The organism is Desertimonas flava (genome assembly GCF_003426815.1).
GTDB classification, from domain to species: domain Bacteria; phylum Actinomycetota; class Acidimicrobiia; order Acidimicrobiales; family Ilumatobacteraceae; genus Desertimonas; species Desertimonas flava.
In genome coordinates this window covers 480,384-496,431 of the sequence record NZ_QKYK01000001.1, presented here as the reverse complement: position 1 = coordinate 496,431, position 16,048 = coordinate 480,384, and the positions used below count along the sequence as shown (strand labels likewise).

General features: G+C 71.4%; 12 protein-coding genes. 4 read left to right on the top strand and 8 right to left on the bottom strand.

Annotated elements, in window-relative coordinates; translation table 11 throughout:
• Positions 1-19: 19 nt before the first annotated feature.
• Together DN771_RS02400 and DN771_RS02395 are read left to right on the top strand one after the other, a co-directional pair.
• On the top strand, positions 20-700 hold the full coding sequence (locus tag DN771_RS02400; RefSeq protein WP_116995689.1) for a response regulator transcription factor: 681 nt from the start codon (positions 20-22) through the stop codon (positions 698-700).
• Between the two features lie 11 nt (positions 701-711).
• Positions 712-1,926 (top strand): sensor histidine kinase, encoded by a 1,215-nt coding sequence (locus DN771_RS02395; protein ID WP_116995688.1) that lies wholly within the window; start codon positions 712-714, stop codon positions 1,924-1,926.
• Here the strand turns inward: DN771_RS02395 and DN771_RS29960 are convergent.
• Together DN771_RS29960 and DN771_RS02385 are read right to left on the bottom strand one after the other, a co-directional pair.
• Entirely contained in the window at positions 1,923-4,043 is a 2,121-nt protein-coding gene (locus DN771_RS29960; protein ID WP_193615338.1) for a hypothetical protein, read from the bottom strand. The two genes, DN771_RS02395 and DN771_RS29960, sit on opposite strands and share 4 nt — an antisense overlap.
• Positions 4,044-4,165: 122 nt before the next feature.
• On the bottom strand, positions 4,166-6,778 hold the full coding sequence (locus tag DN771_RS02385) for a flavin-containing monooxygenase (protein ID WP_116995687.1): 2,613 nt from the start codon (positions 6,776-6,778) through the stop codon (positions 4,166-4,168).
• Between the two features lie 236 nt (positions 6,779-7,014).
• On the opposite strand from DN771_RS02385, the gene DN771_RS02380 reads away from it, so the two are divergent.
• Positions 7,015-8,403 carry an HNH endonuclease signature motif containing protein gene (locus tag DN771_RS02380; protein ID WP_116995686.1) on the top strand — a complete coding sequence of 463 codons (1,389 nt, stop codon included), beginning with the start codon at positions 7,015-7,017 and terminating at the stop codon, positions 8,401-8,403.
• 514 nt (positions 8,404-8,917) lie between these two features.
• Here DN771_RS02380 and DN771_RS02375 read toward each other — a convergent pair.
• The 3 genes from DN771_RS02375 to DN771_RS02365 all read right to left on the bottom strand — a co-directional run bounded on the left by DN771_RS02375 (position 8,918) and on the right by DN771_RS02365 (position 12,174).
• Complete coding sequence (locus tag DN771_RS02375) at positions 8,918-9,346, bottom strand: pyridoxamine 5'-phosphate oxidase family protein (RefSeq protein ID WP_116995685.1); 429 nt, start codon at positions 9,344-9,346, stop codon at positions 8,918-8,920.
• Between the two features lie 249 nt (positions 9,347-9,595).
• Entirely contained in the window at positions 9,596-11,278 is a 1,683-nt protein-coding gene (locus DN771_RS02370; protein ID WP_162941448.1) for a hypothetical protein, read from the bottom strand.
• Between the two features lie 122 nt (positions 11,279-11,400).
• Entirely contained in the window at positions 11,401-12,174 is a 774-nt protein-coding gene (locus tag DN771_RS02365) for a thrombospondin type 3 repeat-containing protein (RefSeq protein ID WP_116995683.1), read from the bottom strand.
• Positions 12,175-12,223: 49 nt separating this feature from the next.
• On the opposite strand from DN771_RS02365, the gene DN771_RS02360 reads away from it, so the two are divergent.
• Positions 12,224-12,667, top strand: coding sequence for a hypothetical protein (locus DN771_RS02360; RefSeq protein ID WP_116995682.1), 444 nt, complete (start codon positions 12,224-12,226; stop codon positions 12,665-12,667).
• Positions 12,668-12,775: 108 nt separating this feature from the next.
• Here DN771_RS02360 and DN771_RS02355 read toward each other — a convergent pair whose 3' ends face one another.
• The 3 genes from DN771_RS02355 to DN771_RS02345 form a co-directional block, all read right to left on the bottom strand.
• Entirely contained in the window at positions 12,776-14,404 is a 1,629-nt protein-coding gene (locus DN771_RS02355; RefSeq protein WP_116995681.1) for an alkaline phosphatase D family protein, read from the bottom strand.
• Between the two features lie 169 nt (positions 14,405-14,573).
• Complete coding sequence (locus tag DN771_RS02350; protein WP_116995787.1) at positions 14,574-14,957, bottom strand: VOC family protein; 384 nt, start codon at positions 14,955-14,957, stop codon at positions 14,574-14,576.
• Positions 14,958-15,041: 84 nt separating this feature from the next.
• Positions 15,042-15,989: an AraC family transcriptional regulator gene (locus tag DN771_RS02345; RefSeq protein WP_116995680.1), complete on the bottom strand. Its 948-nt coding sequence runs from the start codon at positions 15,987-15,989 to the stop codon at positions 15,042-15,044.
• Positions 15,990-16,048 lie beyond the last annotated feature (59 nt).

Below are 16,048 nucleotides of genomic sequence, written 5' to 3'. Positions count from 1 at the left end.
GCCGGTATGGTCCGCGTCGATGGCTCCGGTCCGAGTCGTGATCGCCGAGGACAGCCTCATCGTCCGGGAGGGCGTCGTCCAGCTGCTCCGTTCGAGCGACGACATCGAGCTCCTCGCCGCGTGCGCGTCGCTCGACGAGCTGTACGACGCGGTCGACTCCCACGGTCCCGACGTCGTGGTCACCGACATCCGGATGCCGCCGGATCATCGCGACGAGGGCATCAGGGCGGCCCGGCGCTTCCGACTCACCCACCCCCACATGGGCGTCGTGGTGCTCTCGCACTTCGTCTCGCAGTCCTACGCCCTCGCCTTCTTCGACGACGGCACCCACGGGCGCGGCTACGTCCTCAAGGACAACATCGACGACCAGGACCGACTCGCCATGGCGATCCGCACCGTGGCCGTCGGAGGCTCGTTCATCGACGACATGGTCGTCGAGGCCCTGGTCCGGGCCCGCACCCGCCTCGTCGACTCGCCGATCGAGTCGCTGTCGGCACGCGAGCTCGAGGTACTCAGCGCGATGGCCACCGGCGCCAACAACGAGGCGATCGCTCAACGCCTCGGCATCTCGGCCCACTCGGTCGAGAAGCACACGACCGTGATCTTCGCCAAGCTCAGCCTCGACGCGGCATCCGACGTCAATCGGCGCGTGAAGGCGGTGCTCGTCTTCCTCGCCGGCCACGCGACGGCGGGCGTGTAGGACACGATGCGATGGACGGCTCCAGCGCGCTCGCCGGGCGGCTGCGACGCCTGATCCTCGCCGACGTCTCGATCACCCTCGGCGCCGCGACCCTGTCGTTCGCCATCAACGTGGCGATCGTCCACTCGCCCTACCTCTACCTCCTGGCGTCGCTCGTCGTCGGCACCGCCGGCCTGATGGCCATCGGCCTGCGGCCGCTGCGGTACGGCGACTGCCGGCGCTCCCTGGCCTGGGTCGCCGTCGCCAACTGGGGCATCGCGATCGTCGCCTCGACGATCGCCACGTTCACCTGGCCGCTGATGATGCAGACCGCGCTGCTGCCTGCCGTGCTGGCGATCTCGGTGCTGTCGGGCAGAGAGCTCGGCGCCGCCCTCGCGACGTCGACCGTCGTCGCCATGGGCGTCGTCATCCTCGGGCTGCTCCAGGACGTCACGGGCTTCTCGCCGTCCGTCGACGAGTGGGTCCGCGACCTCGTGCTCATCCTCACCGCGCCGGGCCTCGTGGGGCTCGTGGCGATGCTCGCCTGGCAGAACAGCTCGTCGCTCCAGCAGGCGCTGGCATCGATGTCGGCGTCGCGGGAGGCGCTGGCCAAACAGGCCGAGGAGCTCCGCCGTTCGCGTGCCCGGGTCGTGGCCGCCGGCGACCGCGAGCGGCGACGCATCGAGCGCGATCTCCACGACGGCGCGCAGCAGTGGCTGGTCGGGATCGATCTCGGTCTGGCCCGCGCCGGCCGGCATCCGGCGGTCGGCCACGACCCCGAACTCGCCGCGCTCGTTGCCGACCTCCGCCGCAGCGCTCACCTGGCGCACCAGGAGATCCGCCGCCTGGCCCACGGCGTGTACCCGCCGGCGCTGACCGAGCACGGGCTGGAGGCCGCCCTCGCCGAAGCGGCCGACCGCTGCCCCATCCCCGTGAGGGTTCGGTTCGCCGGCGTCGGGCGGTGCGTGCCGGACGTCGAGTCGGCGCTCTACTTCTCGTGCGTCGAAGCGATGCAGAACGCCGCCAAGCACGCCGCGGCCTCGTCGGTGACACTGTCGTCAGGCGTGGCCGGGCGGGAGGTCTGGGTCGCCGTGGGCGATGACGGCATCGGCTTCGATCCGACCCTGGCCGACCCCGACGGCGGTCTGATGACGCTGCGCGACCGGCTCGGGGCCATCGGCGGGTGTCTCGCCGTGGAGTCGGCGCCCGGCGTCGGCACGGTCGTGGAGGTGCGGGGCCCCGTCTAGTGCGAGCCGTGGGCCTCGTCGCAGAAGTGCTCCTCGCCCTCCTGCACCTGGCCGGCCCCGACGCCCTCGAGGGCGGCGAACGGGCCGCACGGGTTCGGGGTGAGCCAGACGTGGATCATCGGCGCCTCGGGCAGTTTCTCGAGGGGGGCCGTGCACTCGCCCTGGGCATCGGTGAGCCCGGCCACCCGCGGCGCGTCGCCCGCCATGTTGAAGCACAGATCGGAGTGGATGTGCCACTGCATGAGCGCCCCGCCCCAGTCCGGCACCTCGTCCAGGGGTGTGTCGTCGGGCAACATGTACATCGCCGAGACGAGCTGGCGCGAGCCGTCGGGTTGCGGCTCGTACACCAGGCTCTCGGGGAAGTCGGGGTCGAGGTAGACGTCGTCGTTGATCCAGTCCCAGTTGATGAAGTGCTCGTGCCCGGTCGCTCCGTCGCCGATGGAACGGAACCCGGCCGCTTCGGCCACAGCCGGGTCGGACCACTGCGGCAGATCGGTGAGGTTCGACGCGACCAGGTTCTCGGCGAACGCCTGCTGCTCGGGCGTGACGCCCTCGATCCCCGACAGGTCGATGGGCTGCGTCGGGTCCCAGGGCCGGGGCGTGGCGAGCGCCTCGACCGCGTCGTCGCCAGCGACGTCGCCGGCCGTGCCCTGGTCCTCGGCGGCCACCCCGCCCGCCGTGGCCGACCCGCCGCCATCGTCGTGACCGTGCGCGCACTGGTCGGTGCGCACGCCGTCGGCCGAGCCGGTCTGGCCGGCACCGTGACCCTCGAGGGCGGCGAACGGGCCGCATTCGTGGGGGGTGATCCACACGTGCACCATCGGGTTGCCGCCACCGGTGAGCACCGACCCCGCCGGGCAGTCCTCCTGCACGTCGGCCACGCCGGCGACCCGCGGGCTGCCGTCCTCTCCGAGCGTCCAGCAGAGGTTCTCGTGCGTGTGCCACTGCATCAGCGGGCCGCCGTAGTCGACGAGGCGCGGGTCGTCGACGGGCGTGTCGGCGATGATGAACATCGCCGACACCAGCGTCCGCTCGGCGCCGTCGACCCGGAAGACGAGCGACTCGGGCGCCGTCGGGTCGAGCTCGCGGTCGTCGGCGATGTAGTCGTAGTTGATGTAGTGCTCGAACCCGGTGGCGGCGTCGCCGATGGACGAGTAGCCGAGATCGCCCAGGGTGCTGACGTCGGCGAAGGCCGGCAGGTCGCGCAGCGTGGCGTTGACGAGGGCGGCGGCCCGGAGCTGCTGCTCGCGGGTGACGCCGGGGACCCCCGAGAAGTCGAGGCCGACGGCCGGGTCCCACGGCCGAGGCCACGCCGTGGCCTCGACGGCGACCTCGGTGGCCGCGCCGGACGGCGCCTCGACGGCATGATCGTGACCGTCCGCCGCCTCGTCGGCGGGGTGCGGATGATCGTCGACCGCGGCCGTCGCCAGGGCGCTCGCCCCGCCCGCCACCACCGCTGGGTCGGTGGCGGCGACGGCCGCCTCGTCGCCGTGGGCGTGGTCGCCGCCGGCGTGACTGTGGTTGGCGCCCACGAGCATGGCGACCACGGCGATGACACCGACCGACAGGCCGGGAACCCCGATCCGGGCCCGGCTCACCGCCGTACGGCGACCGGCCAGGGCGATCACCGCGGCGAGCACGGCGACGCTGCCGAGGGCGGCGGCCGCGGCGTCCATGAACTGTGGATCCTCACGCTGTTCGAGGCCGGCGACCCAGTTGATGTCCCACAAGCGGGTGGCCGCCCATGCACCGACGGCGACGGCGTTGACGGCCGCGGCGAGCGACGCGGCGAGCTTGCCGCCGCGGACCAGGGCGAGCAGGCCGACGGCGAGCTGGGCCGCGGCGACGGCGACGAAGAGGCGGGCGAGCGACGTGACCTCGCCGTGCTGGCCGGCGGCGGCGGCGTGAATGGCGCCGGCGCCAATCGACGTCAACCCGGCGAGTTGCATCACGCCGACCGCGACGGGGATCGTCCACTCTCCCGCTACGGGCGATTGGTCGGGTCCGCCCGTCCGGTCGGGTGTCGCCAGTGCGACGTCGGCCGTGGCCGCGTCGGCGGACGAGCCGATCCCGTCCGTCGACACCTGGTGGATCTCGTTCTGGTCGCTGTCGGACATCTCGTCGCACTCTCCCCCGGCCGCCCCGGCCGCCCCGGCCTTCGCGGACCATGGAGAGGTTACCCGGCGTCACACCTCATGGCGAGGGCGCTTCCGTCGCCACGAGGCGGGCGACGCCCCCGTCAGGCGAAGAACCCGGCGAGGGCCTCGGCCATCTGACGGCGCGGCTCGGCGCCGGAGATGACGACGTCGACCATCGTCATGGACGTGTGGGTGTGGCCGCGGGCGCGGAGCTCGTCGGTGGGTACGCCCGCCGCGCGCAGCGCCTCGGCGTAGGCCTGGCCCTCGTCCCGCAGCGGGTCGAACTCGGCCGTGACGATGAATGCCGGCGGCAAGGCGTCGAGCCGCTCGGCGAGCAACGGCGACGCCTTGGGGTCGGGCCGCTGGTCGGGATCGGCGTAGTGATCCCAGAACCACTCCATCAGCGCCTTGGTCAGCACGTAGCCGTCGGCGTTCTCGCGGTACGAGCCGGTGTCGAGGCTGCAGTCGGTGACCGGCGTCAGCAGCAGCTGGCCGGCGATCTGCGGCCCACCGGCGTCGCGGGCCAGCTGGCAAGCGACGGCGGCGATGTTGGCCCCCGCACTCCAGCCGGCGACGGCGAGTCGACCGGGGATGCCACCCAGCTCCTCGGCGTGCTCGGCGACCCACTGCACGGCGGCGAAGCCGTCGTCGACCGCGGCCGGGAACCGAGCTTCGGGCGCGTGCCGGTAGTTGACCGACACGATGGCCACCCCGCTGCGCGCGCACAGGTCGCGGCACATCGGGTCGTCGGAGTCGTGGGCGCCGAGCACCCAACCGCCGCCGTGGAAGTACACGACGAGCGGATGCGGACCGGGCGTGGCCGGCCGGTAGAGCCGGTAGTCGAGCTCGCCTCCATCGGCGCCGGGGAAGGTGCCGTCGACGATCTCTCCCACCTCGGGCCCGGGCGGACTCATCGCCGCCGACTGGACCACGAAGGCCCGGGCGTCGTCGACCGACAGCGACTCGAGCGGCGGCAGGCCGAGCTCGTCCATCATCTGCAGCACCATGCGCACGTCGGGCTGCAGGCGCACGACGACACCGTCATTGGTCGCCGAGGTGCCGTCCTCGGCGGTGAGCGTGAAGCCGAGGAGGTCGCGTTCGACCACCTCGTCGCAGATCGCCCGGTAGGCGTCGACACCACCGATGTAGGGCAGGAAGACCTGCGGCTTGCCCGGCACGTTGGCGCCCATGTACCACGAGTTCGCCACTGGGTGCAGCGTGATGGAGGCGCAATCGTTGTTGTGCTGCACCCACCCGTCCTGAGCCACCTTCGTCGGCTCGATCGTTCGCACGCCGCGCTCGCGCAGCTCGGCGATCCGGTCCGAGACCCAGTCGACGTGCTGTTCGATCGACACCGCCATGTTCGACAGCACCGACGGGCTCCCCGGGCCGGTGACCATGAACAGGTTCGGGAAGCCGACCGACATCAACCCGAGGTACGTGAGCGGTCCGTGCTCCCACTCGTCCTTCAGGGTCACGCCGTCGCGCCCTGTGATGTCGACGGCGACGATCGCTCCGGTCATCGCGTCGAAGCCGGTCGCGTAGACGATGGCGTCGAACTCGAACGTCTCGGCGGACGTGCGGAGGCCCGTCTCGGTGATCGTCTCGATGGGGGTCGACCGCAGGTCGACGAGCCGGACGTGCGGCAGGTTGTAGGTGGCGTAGTAGTTGGTGTCGAGACAGGGCCGCTTCGTGCCGAACGGATGGTCCTTGGGGCAGAGCAGCTCGGCCGTCTCGGGGTCCTTGACGATCGAGCGAATGCGCTCGCGGATCATCTCGGAGATGATCTCGTTGGACTCGGCGTTGACACCCTGGTCGGCGAAGACGTTGAGGATGCTGAACAGCTCTCCCTCCTGCCACGCCTGCTCGAAGCGCTCGCGGCGCTGCTCGTCGGTCAGCTGCCAGGCGGCGAGCATCGTCGGTTCGATGGGCACGCCACCGCGCGACCACTTCGCCGCCTCGCGGTACGCGGCACGATCGGCTTCGAGCGGCTGGCGGCGCTCCTCGCGCACCGGACCGTTGTGCGCCGGCACGGAGAAGTTCGGCGTGCGCTGGAACACCGTGAGCTGTGAGGCCTGCTCGGCGATGATCGGGATCGACTGGATGCCTGAGCTGCCGGTGCCGATGACGGCGACCCGTTTGCCGGTGAAGTCGACCCCCTCGTGGGGCCACCGGCTGGTGAAGTAGACCTCGCCGCCGAAGTTCTCGGTGCCCTCGATGTCGAGCTCCTTGGGCACGGAGAGGCAGCCGGTGGCCATCACGTAGTACTGCGAGCGAAGGGTGTCGCCCGAGTCGGTGGTGATCTGCCACTCCTTGGCCTGGTCGTCCCAGGCCGCCGCAGTCACCTTGGTCTCGAAGCGGATCTCGCGGCGCAGGTCGTAGCGGTCGGCGACGAACTGCAGGTAGCGGAGGATCTCGGGTTGGCGGGCGTACTTCTCCGACCACGTCCACTCCGACTCCAGCTCGGGGTCGAAGCTGTACGTGTAGTCGACGGTGGCGATGTCGCACCGGGCACCGGGATAGCGATTCCAGTACCACGTACCGCCGACGTCGTCCGCCGACTCCAGGGCCACCGCCGACAGGCCGAGACCGCGGAGGCGGTGCAGCAGGTACAACCCGGCGAACCCCGCCCCGACCACGACGACGTCGAACACACCGGCCTCGGCACCCGTCGCCGCCGCGGCCTCTTCCCGTGTTTCCGTGACTACCGACATCCCCAATGTCCTCCATCTCGAGCCGCGCCCCTGCGCGCAGGCCACCACCGTGCCACGCCGGAGACCCCCGTGTCGTCGCGGAGCGACGATTCGCTCCGGAGCGAGCGAGTGCCCGCGGCGTTCGGCTGTCCGCGCTGATCGTAACGATCGTGCCGATCTACGCGGACAGACAGATCTTTCTCCGAAATATACGAACAACTGTTGCACCGTAACGCTCACTCGGCTAGCGTTTCGACATGGCAACCACCCGCCCCGACATCGACCGGCTCATCGCCGCCGTCGACGCGCTCGGGACCGCGTTCGGCGACCTCGCGATCGAGACGTTCACGGCCGACTCTCTGCGCCAGGCCAGCATCCAGGCGACACGCGCGGCCAACATGATCGACGGAGTGCGAGCCGACCTCGCCCGCAAGGCGCGCGACCTGCAGCCGGCCGGCGCTCCCGCCGCGGTCACCTCGGGCCGCACGCTCGATCCCCATGGGCAGCGGTCGAACAAGGCCACCGAGCAAGATTCTTCCCGCTCCGAACTGTTCGACTCACTCCCCTCACTGGGCGATGCGACCCGGCGCGGGGACCTGTCAGGCGGCTACGCCGACGCCGTGAACCAAGCAACCACACGGCTGTCCAGCGATGAACGGGCCGCCTTCCTCCACCAACACCGCGACCGCCTCTCAGCCGCCGCACTGACGATGGGCCTGCACGAATACCGGGTCCACGTCCGCGGCCTGGTCGACGACCACGACCGGGCCCGTGAGCTCGAACGCTTCCACCAGCAACGAGCCGACCGCACCGCCAACCTGTGGACCGACCACGCCACCGGCATGACGAAACTGTTCGCCCAGTTCGACCCCGAAACCGGCGCCCGCGTCCGCAAAGCCGTCGACGAAGAGATCGACCGACTCCACCGCGCCGCACGCGACAACCCCAATGATCAGCGGACCCACCAGCAACTCGTCGCCGACGCCATCGCCAACCTCATCCTCGGCGCCCGCAGCAGCGGCCGATCACGCACCGAACTCGTCGTCCTCGTCGACCTACAGACGCTCCTCGACGACATGAAGCCTGGCGCCGACCCCGTCGACACCACAGCCGTCGACACGACCGCCAACCCGCCGGGAGATCCGCTGGTCAACGAGCCGGCGGGTCCCGAAACCCAGCCCGGCCGTTGCTGCGAGACGTCCGACGGCACCCGGCTGCCCGTGGAGACCGTGCGACACCTCGCCTGCCAAGCCGACATCATCCCCGCAGTCCTCAACGGCGACGGCGTCGTCGTCGACCTCGGACGAGCCCACCGACTCGCCAACAACGACCAACGCCGACAACTCCGCATCATGTACCCCACCTGCGCATTCAACGACTGCAACACCACCTTCGACCGCTGCGAAATCCACCACATCACCCCCTTCGGGCCCCCGTCGAACGGCACCACCGACATCGACAAACTCATCCCCACCTGCCAGCGCCACCACCACCTCATCCACGACCACCACCTCCACCTCACCCTCGACCCCAACACCCGCACCCTCACCGTCACCCACCCCGACGGCCACCAACAACACCACCCCCACCTCGACCGACGACGACGAACCACCGCCAACCCCGGCCCCCTCCCCCACACCGCCTGAACCCCGCCACCGCCCGCAACCCCCACGCGACCGCACCCGTCGACCGATCGCCGACACAACGACGCGACGGCGTGACCGCATCACCAACCCCGGCGTGAACCGCGACAACCGTCACCGGCCAGTACGCGATGCCGCCGTACCCCCGCGATCAAGGCCAACCACCGGAACCCCGAGCCCGGCCGCACCCGTCGAAGCGCGCAGACACCACCGACTCAGCGGTGCCCGCCGCAACGGCCAGCAGGCCAGAACCGCCCAACGCCATAACCCCGCCATCAAGGCAACCACCCCCACTTACCACGCGGCCAAACCCGTCGAAGCGCGCAGACACCACCGACTCAGCGGTGCCCGCCGCAACGGCCAGCAGGCCAGAACGGCCCAGCGCCATACCCCACCATCAAGGCCAACCACCGAAACCCAGAGCCCGGCCACTTTCGTCGACCCGCGCCGTCGGAAGCGCTTCAACTCCCGCTCAGCCGATCGTCGCCGACGATGGAGCCGCCGGAGCCGCCCGGCGTCACTGCTCGAGCTTGCCGTAGTCCACCGAGAACCAGCGCTCCGGGGTGATCCGCACCACCACGTCGTCCACGACGGGGCTCTGCTCGACGTACTGGCGACCACCCGCGTCACCGAGGTAGCGCACCGCCATGTCGGTCCGGTCCTCGAGCGTGGCCTCGGCGATCTCGACGGGCCCCTCCACCGTCACGTAGGCGTATGGCAGGCTCTCCCGCTGCGCACAGATCGACGCCCGGCCGGCCGCGTCGAGCAGGCGGCCCTTGATCGAGGTGCGCTCGGTGAGGATCTCGACGACCCCACCCGGCGAGTAGCGGTACCAGACGGGGGCCGCGAGTGGCGGGCCGTCGGCACGCTCGACGGCGATCACGCCCACGTGCAGGTCGGCCAGGAAGGTCTCACGCTCTTCGCGTGACATGTTCAGTTCGCCCATGGGGTCAGTCTCGCACTCTCCCGGCGGGAATCAGGGCGCGCTGAAGCAACGGGATGGCGGTGGCCGCAGCAGAATCCCGTCGAGATCAGGTGTGGTAGGTGGCGATCGGAGCCGACCTACGTTTGGGCGCGGTCAGATGCCGCCGGAGCGAGGCCCAGTTGTCATGGACGACAGTTTCGCGCCGCCGAGCAACGATCCGTCACGCCGGCGGTCGGTCGACCGCGCTGCGAGTCCCGGGTCGTCGGGTCGTCAGGCGATGAGACGGGCCCACTGGGCGGTGCTCGGGTCGTCGCCGAGCCCGGCCGCATGGCCCGCGAGCAGTTCGATCGACGGCCGGAACACCGCTTCGACCTCGGCGCGGACGTCGCCCGCCCAGCGGGCGGCGAACTCGGCGAGCAGCGGACCGTTCGCCGCAACGACCGCTGCGAACGCCGAGTGGGTGGCCATGTCGCGATCCCATCGGGCCAGGCCCGCAGCCTGCTCCGCACTCTCGACGGCCTCGTGGAGATCGCACTCGACACCGGGACTGAACCGACCGTTCCGGAGCTCGACGAGGCCGGCGAACACCTCACGAACCCGCTTGGCCACGGTCCGCACGCGACGCATACCGACGGCGGGAGACTCGTCCGGATAGAGCGCCGAGGCCACCTGGGACGGTGTGGCCCCGGGACGAGCGGCGACGAACGCCACGAACGCGCGCTGCGTCGGCCCGTCGAGGCGCACCTCATGACCGTCGCCGTCGAGGACGATCATGCGCTCGCCGTACAGCCGGACGTAGCCGCGACCACCGCGTGACGGCTCGACCGCCGGTTCGGCGGGCGCGCCACCGGCCGCCAGCTCGTCGGCCGCGAACCGCGCCAGTTCATCGGCCTCGTCGGTCGCTCCGGCGCGTGACGCGGCCGACGCGGCGACGGCGAGCGTTCGCCCCCAGAGACCGGGCGGGATCGATTCGAGGACGGCATCGACGTCGCCGAGACGCCCGGAACGTGCGTCGAGGACGAACTCGGCGTGGCGGACCGAGGCGTCGTCGGGGTCGAGATCCCGCGCTCGCTGGAGGTAGGAGTCCGCAAGGTCGAGATCACCGAGCGCGCCGAACTCGATCGACAGGTCGCACCACAGGGGCAACGCCCACGAGTGCCCGGCGCCGACCGCCGAACGCTCGGCCCGGTCGGCGAGACGGCGGGCGCCGGTCCGATCGCCGCGGCGACACGCGATGAGGGCCCGACCCCATGCCACCGTCGCCAGGCGCAGCGGGTGCAGCGGCGTGCGGGCAAGCACCTCGGCGCTGTCCAGATCGCCGCCCGACGCATCGAGGTCGCCGGCATCGAGGGCGGCGAACGCGCGCAGGAGGCGGAGGCGACCCGCTTCGTTCGTCGTGTCCGACGACGCCAGCAGACCATCGAACTCGGCAAGGGCCTCGTCGTACCGACCGAGCGGGACCAGCACGTCGGTCACCCGGTTGGCGCGCACGGCGCGGGCGTTACCTCCGAGTCTCAGTCGCTCCCAGATCTCGATCGCCTGTCGGGCGTCGCGATCGGCCTGGTGGAGGCGGCTCCTGGTGGGCTTGGCGGCAAGGATCTGCGAGCGCACCTCGTGCGCCTTGGCCAACGCCGCGTCGACCGCCGACAGGGCGCCATCGACCAGCGTGGAGGTCAGGGTCCACGCTGACGTGTCGTCGCCGTCGAGGTTGAACGTGAAGTCGGCGCGCAGCGCGCACGCCCACCTGCGCAGCGCGTGTGCCGCCGGGAGTTGTTCCGCCGCGGCGAGGTCGGCCGCGGCGTCAGCTCCGTGCCCGAGGACCCGGAAGGCGAGCGCCCGGCGCAGCAGCGACTCGGCGTCGAGCGGCGCGACGGCCGTGTCGAGCGCAGCCACGACCCGACCCGGGTCGCCCGGTAGCGCCCACGCCGGTTCTGGTTGCTGCGAGCCCGTCACGACGGCCCTCCCCTGCCGATCCACTGATGGCAGGGATCGTACACGCGGCGGCCGCCGGGCACGGCCACGCCGCAGACTGCGTCCTCAGCCCCGCTGACCGAGTGGGTCTGAGCACGCCGACGTCACGGATGATCGGCGGGATCGAGGGCGTCGGTCCCGGCCTGCTCCTCGGCGAGGTCGGTCGCGCCGTCGCCGTCGGTGTCGGCGTCCGTCGGCGAGGTGCCGAGGAACACCTCCTCGCCGTCGATCAGCCCGTCGTCGTCGGTGTCCGGGTCGTGGGGGTCGGTGCCGATCCTCATCTCCTGATCGGTATCGAGGCCGTCGCCGTCGGGGTCGGTGGGAGACCACGTGGTGGTCGGCCCCGCCGTCGTCGGCGTCACCACGTCGTCGATCGCCGGGGCGTCGGCGGCGGTCGGGGCGGCGAGCACGGCCGGCCCAGTCGCCGAGGCCGACGACTCGACGGCGGTGCACGGTGTGGTGAACGAGCCGTAGCCGACACGGGTGTTGCCGTCGGCGTCTTCCACCCACGCCCACGCCGGGTAGGTGGCACACGAGCCGTACACCCCGACCGTGCGCCCCCACACGGTCTCGAACTCGTTCTGGTACTGCGTGAAGACCCCGTCGTCGTCCTCCACCGAGATCGCCCCGATCGCCGGGCGGTTCGTCGTCACCTCGAGGTACAGCCGCCATCCCCACGCCCCCGGGAAGATCTCCTCCCAGCCGATCAGGTAGGCGACGCCGCTGACGATCTCGAGGCAGTCCACGCACGATGCCAGGTCGTCGAGCGAGCCGTCGCCGCCGGCGGATGCCGTGCCGAGGTCGAACCCAGCGGCCAGAAGCCGATCGAGCACGTCGACGGGCCAGTCGTGGGGGCCGGCCGACAGCCGGCCGACCACGATCGGGCCATCGACCGTCGTGACTGACCCCTGAACGACGGGAGCTCCGGTGCCCGTCGCAGGACCGGCAGGCGACGTCAGGTCAGGTGTCGACGACCACACCGTCGTCGTGGTCGTGGTCGTGCCGGCGGTTGGGGGCGGCCCCGGCGCCACGATCGTCGGCAGTGTGGTGGTCGTCGTCGTTGGAGGCGGCGGCTGCACGATCACCGGACCGCTGGTGCTCGGAACGGTCGTCGGCCGATGGGCACTGTCGGGGATCGTCGTCGTCGTGGTCGGCAGGGCGATCCCGGCCGACGTCATGGCGCCAGCGGCGATCACCACGACGGCGACGACGCAACCGAACGACAGGCCGGCGGCGCCGACGGACCGCCACCCCCCAGAACGAGCCAGGCCCCTTCCGGGCCGGACCGTGTTGCTGCGCTTCATCGCACTCCCCGCCACCGCACTGCGCGTGGCCTTCGCCGGATCCCTCCCGACCGGTGCGATCGGGTGACTTCGATCATCGGAGTTCGATCATCGATCCTCTCGCACGGGCGCACCACCCGGCTGGCCGGGCCTTCCCGCTACGGCTGGCCCTACCCCGATCCCGACGGACGAGCGGTCAGCGTCGCCACCCTCGCCCGACCGCGTAGACGGCGAGGGAGACCAGCGCGCCGAGCCCCGACCACGCGAGGGCCCGGCGGTGGCGCCCCCGCCGCAGCGCAGGGAGATCGCTGGGACGTGGCGGCACGGGATTGCGGGGCACCGGCGGGCGGTCGGAGCCGGCCGTGTCGGTCGCGGCGTGAAGGGTCGGTGGCCACGCGTCGGCGTTCACCGCGAGCACGGCGCCGACAGCACGGTCGACGATCGGGTCGTCGGCGTACGGGTCGACGTGCCACCACGTCATCGTCGCTCGTTCGGGGGTGAGCGTGAGCACGCCGTAGCCATGGTGCACGAGGTCGGCGTGACGGACGTGGGGAAGCTGTTGCACGGCTCGGCGCACGACCCGTCCGAGCCCGCGTGCGCGAGGCACGACCGTCTGTTCCATCGTCGGTGACGAGACGGCGGGAACGGTGAACTCGACAGCGGTCGCATCATCGCCGTCGGGATCCATCGGGCCCTCGAACGCCCACGAGGCATGGACGTCGCCGGACAGGAGCAACGCCGATCGGCCCGCCTCGTGGCGTGTCCGCAACCGACGCGCCAGGTTGTCGCGCTCGGCCGGATAGCCGTCCCACTGGTCGTCGTGCATCACCTTGCCGTCGAGGTAGGCGTAGCCCGGCGGCAGCCTGGAGTTGACGCCGGAGGGGGCGGGAAGTGGCAGCACGATCTCGTTGACCACCACGGAGCTGACCGGGATCGCCCACTGCACCGAGCGGGACGCCAACCGGTCGTTCAACCACCGACGCTGCTCGTCACCGAGCAGCGAGCGCGCCGGGTCGTGCAGCTCACGCGTCCCCGGCTCGCCGGCTTGCCGGTCGCGGCCGGCGACGCGGGTGTCCAAGAGCAGCAGTTCGGCGAGGTCGTCGACGACGACCGATCCCCAGGTCGGGCTCGGTCGCTCCGGGTCGAACCAGCGGGAGGGCAGCCACCGGGCCCGAGCCGTCAGCGCGGCGCGCACACGGGCGTCCCACGGCCCGTGCTTCGCCGGATCGTGGCCCGGCGCGCCCCCGGTCGCTGCGAGGTCTGCGAGGTCGCCATCGTCCCAGACGGCGACGACCGGGTGACGCTGATGAAGGGCCATGCAGTCGGGATCGGAGCGCACGGTCGCGTAACGCCGGTCGTACTCCTCCAGGCTGACCGCTGTGGTCGCTTCGTCAGCGTGGCCGCGCGGCGCGTCGGTGTCGTAGACGTAGTCACCGAGATGGACGACGAGGTCGACGTCGTCGTCGGCGATGGCCCGGTACACCCCGAGCGGCGTGTCGGCGTACTTCGCGCAGCAGGCAGCAGCCAGGCGGAACTGTCCGACGGGGCCGTCGGGCAGCGTGCGCGTCCGGCCGACCGGCGACCGGACCCCGCCGGTCGCGAATGCGTAGAAGTACGTCGTCGCAGCCTTCAGGCCACCGACGTCCACCACGACGGTGCCGACGTCGTCGCGGGGATCCACGTCACCGGACGCGACCACGTCGGCATCTCCCATGCCCACGTCGGTCGCGACCGTCCACGACACGGGGCCACTGACAGCGGTCCGCGTCCACAGCAACACGCCGTCCGCGGTCGGGTCGAACGAGGCGACACCGTGATCGAACATCACGCCAGCCTGGCAGCTGCCGGACCGAGGTCAACCAAGGTGCTGATGTCGCGGCGCCGGCAGCGACCATGGTGCCCGTGCTCGTGGACGTGCCGACGCGGCGCCACACGGCGGGTCGACTCCCACCTCCGCCCGCGCCACCCCCACGGTCAACCTCCCCGGGCTCCAGCTAGGCGACGCAGAACTCGTTGCCTTCGGGATCGCGCATCACGACGTGGCCGAGGTGCGCTCCGTAGCGCTCCTCGCGAACCTCCACGGCCCCCGCAGACGACAGGTCGCTGACCGTGGCCCGGATGAGGCGTTCGCGCTCGACCATGTCCCACGGCGGCTCGCCGGCGACACGGATGTCGATGTGCACGCGATTCTTCGCCGTCTTTCCCTCCGGCACGCGGAGGAACCCGATCGCCGGCTGACGCTGATCGGGATCGATGATCGACGCCGCATCGTCGTCGTCGTAGCCGGGTTCGCTGACGTACCCGAGGGCATCCGCCCAGAAGCTGGCCAGTCGCTGCGGGTCGCTCGCGTCATACCCGAGTGTCCAGTGCACGCCCATGGAGCGACGGTACCTCTCCCATCGCTCGGCGTCGCCGATGCGGCGCGAGCCGGTGCGGCGTTGCGGCCACACTTGGCGTCGCCGTCAGGCCGAGCGGGCAGGCCTCCGACGGGCCTGCGACGGCGACACCCCTCGGACTCGCCGGTACGCGTTGCTGAACGAGAACGCGTCGGAGTATCCGACGGCCGCGGCGACCTCTGCGAGACCGAGGTGCGGCTCAGCGCGCATGAGATCGGTGGCCAGCGCCATCCTCCATCGCACCAGGTGGGCGAGCGGCGCCACACCGACGCGGGCACGGAAGCGGCGGGCGAACGCGGAACGCGAGACGGCGGCGAGCGCGGCGAGTTCGGCAACCGTCCACGACCGCGCCGGTTCGGCGTGCATCGCCCGGAGTGCGGGGCCGGCGACCGGGTCGTCGAGCGAGGCCGCCCAGGAGGGGATCTCGGCCGGTGCGGCGCGTAGCCAGGTCCTGATGGAGGCCAAGGCGAGCAGTTCCATCAGGCGATCGACGGCGACCTGCTGGCCAGGTCGGTTGGACTCGGTCTCGACCGCGACGATGTCGAGGATCGCCGACACATCGGCGTGCGACGGCACGATGAGCATCGCCGGCAGGTCCGCAGCCAGCAGGTCGTAGGTCGCACCCGTGGTGGCGAAGGCGGCGACGAGGACCGAGACGGAACCGTCGCGGCTGCCGAAGGTGCGCCCACCGATCAGGCAACGTTCGCTGAGGTCGGCACCGGTCGAGGGGTCGTAGCACGCGTCCCTGCCGGCGATCACCACGTCGACGTCGCTGTCGGGACGGTCGCCGAGCCGGAGCGTGGCGCCACCGCAGGACACCACGACGTCTCCCGATCCCAGATGCACGGGCGGGCTCCCGGCACGAGTCGCCCACATCTCGCCCTGCGTCACGGCGGCGAGCATGCACGTGTCGTCGGAGTCGACGGCGATTCCCCAGGGCGGCTCGACCAGTGACCGTCCGACCATCGAGTCGACGACGCGGAGGTCGCGCAGCGCGAGATCGGTTGCATCCACAGCGCCACCGTAGACGATCGCGTATGAATCAGCGCTTCGTAGCCATGGAAACGATCACC

Coding starts and splice junctions, on each gene's coding strand:
- DN771_RS02400 (WP_116995689.1), top strand. CDS start 20: ATGGCTCCGGTCCGAGTCGTGATCGCCGAGGACAGCCTCATCGTCCGG.
- DN771_RS02395 (WP_116995688.1), top strand. CDS start 712: ATGGACGGCTCCAGCGCGCTCGCCGGGCGGCTGCGACGCCTGATCCTC.
- DN771_RS29960 (WP_193615338.1), bottom strand. CDS start 4,043: ATGTCCGACAGCGACCAGAACGAGATCCACCAGGTGTCGACGGACGGG.
- DN771_RS02385 (WP_116995687.1), bottom strand. CDS start 6,778: ATGTCGGTAGTCACGGAAACACGGGAAGAGGCCGCGGCGGCGACGGGT.
- DN771_RS02380 (WP_116995686.1), top strand. CDS start 7,015: ATGGCAACCACCCGCCCCGACATCGACCGGCTCATCGCCGCCGTCGAC.
- DN771_RS02375 (WP_116995685.1), bottom strand. CDS start 9,346: ATGGGCGAACTGAACATGTCACGCGAAGAGCGTGAGACCTTCCTGGCC.
- DN771_RS02355 (WP_116995681.1), bottom strand. CDS start 14,404: ATGTTCGATCACGGTGTCGCCTCGTTCGACCCGACCGCGGACGGCGTG.
- DN771_RS02350 (WP_116995787.1), bottom strand. CDS start 14,957: ATGGGCGTGCACTGGACACTCGGGTATGACGCGAGCGACCCGCAGCGA.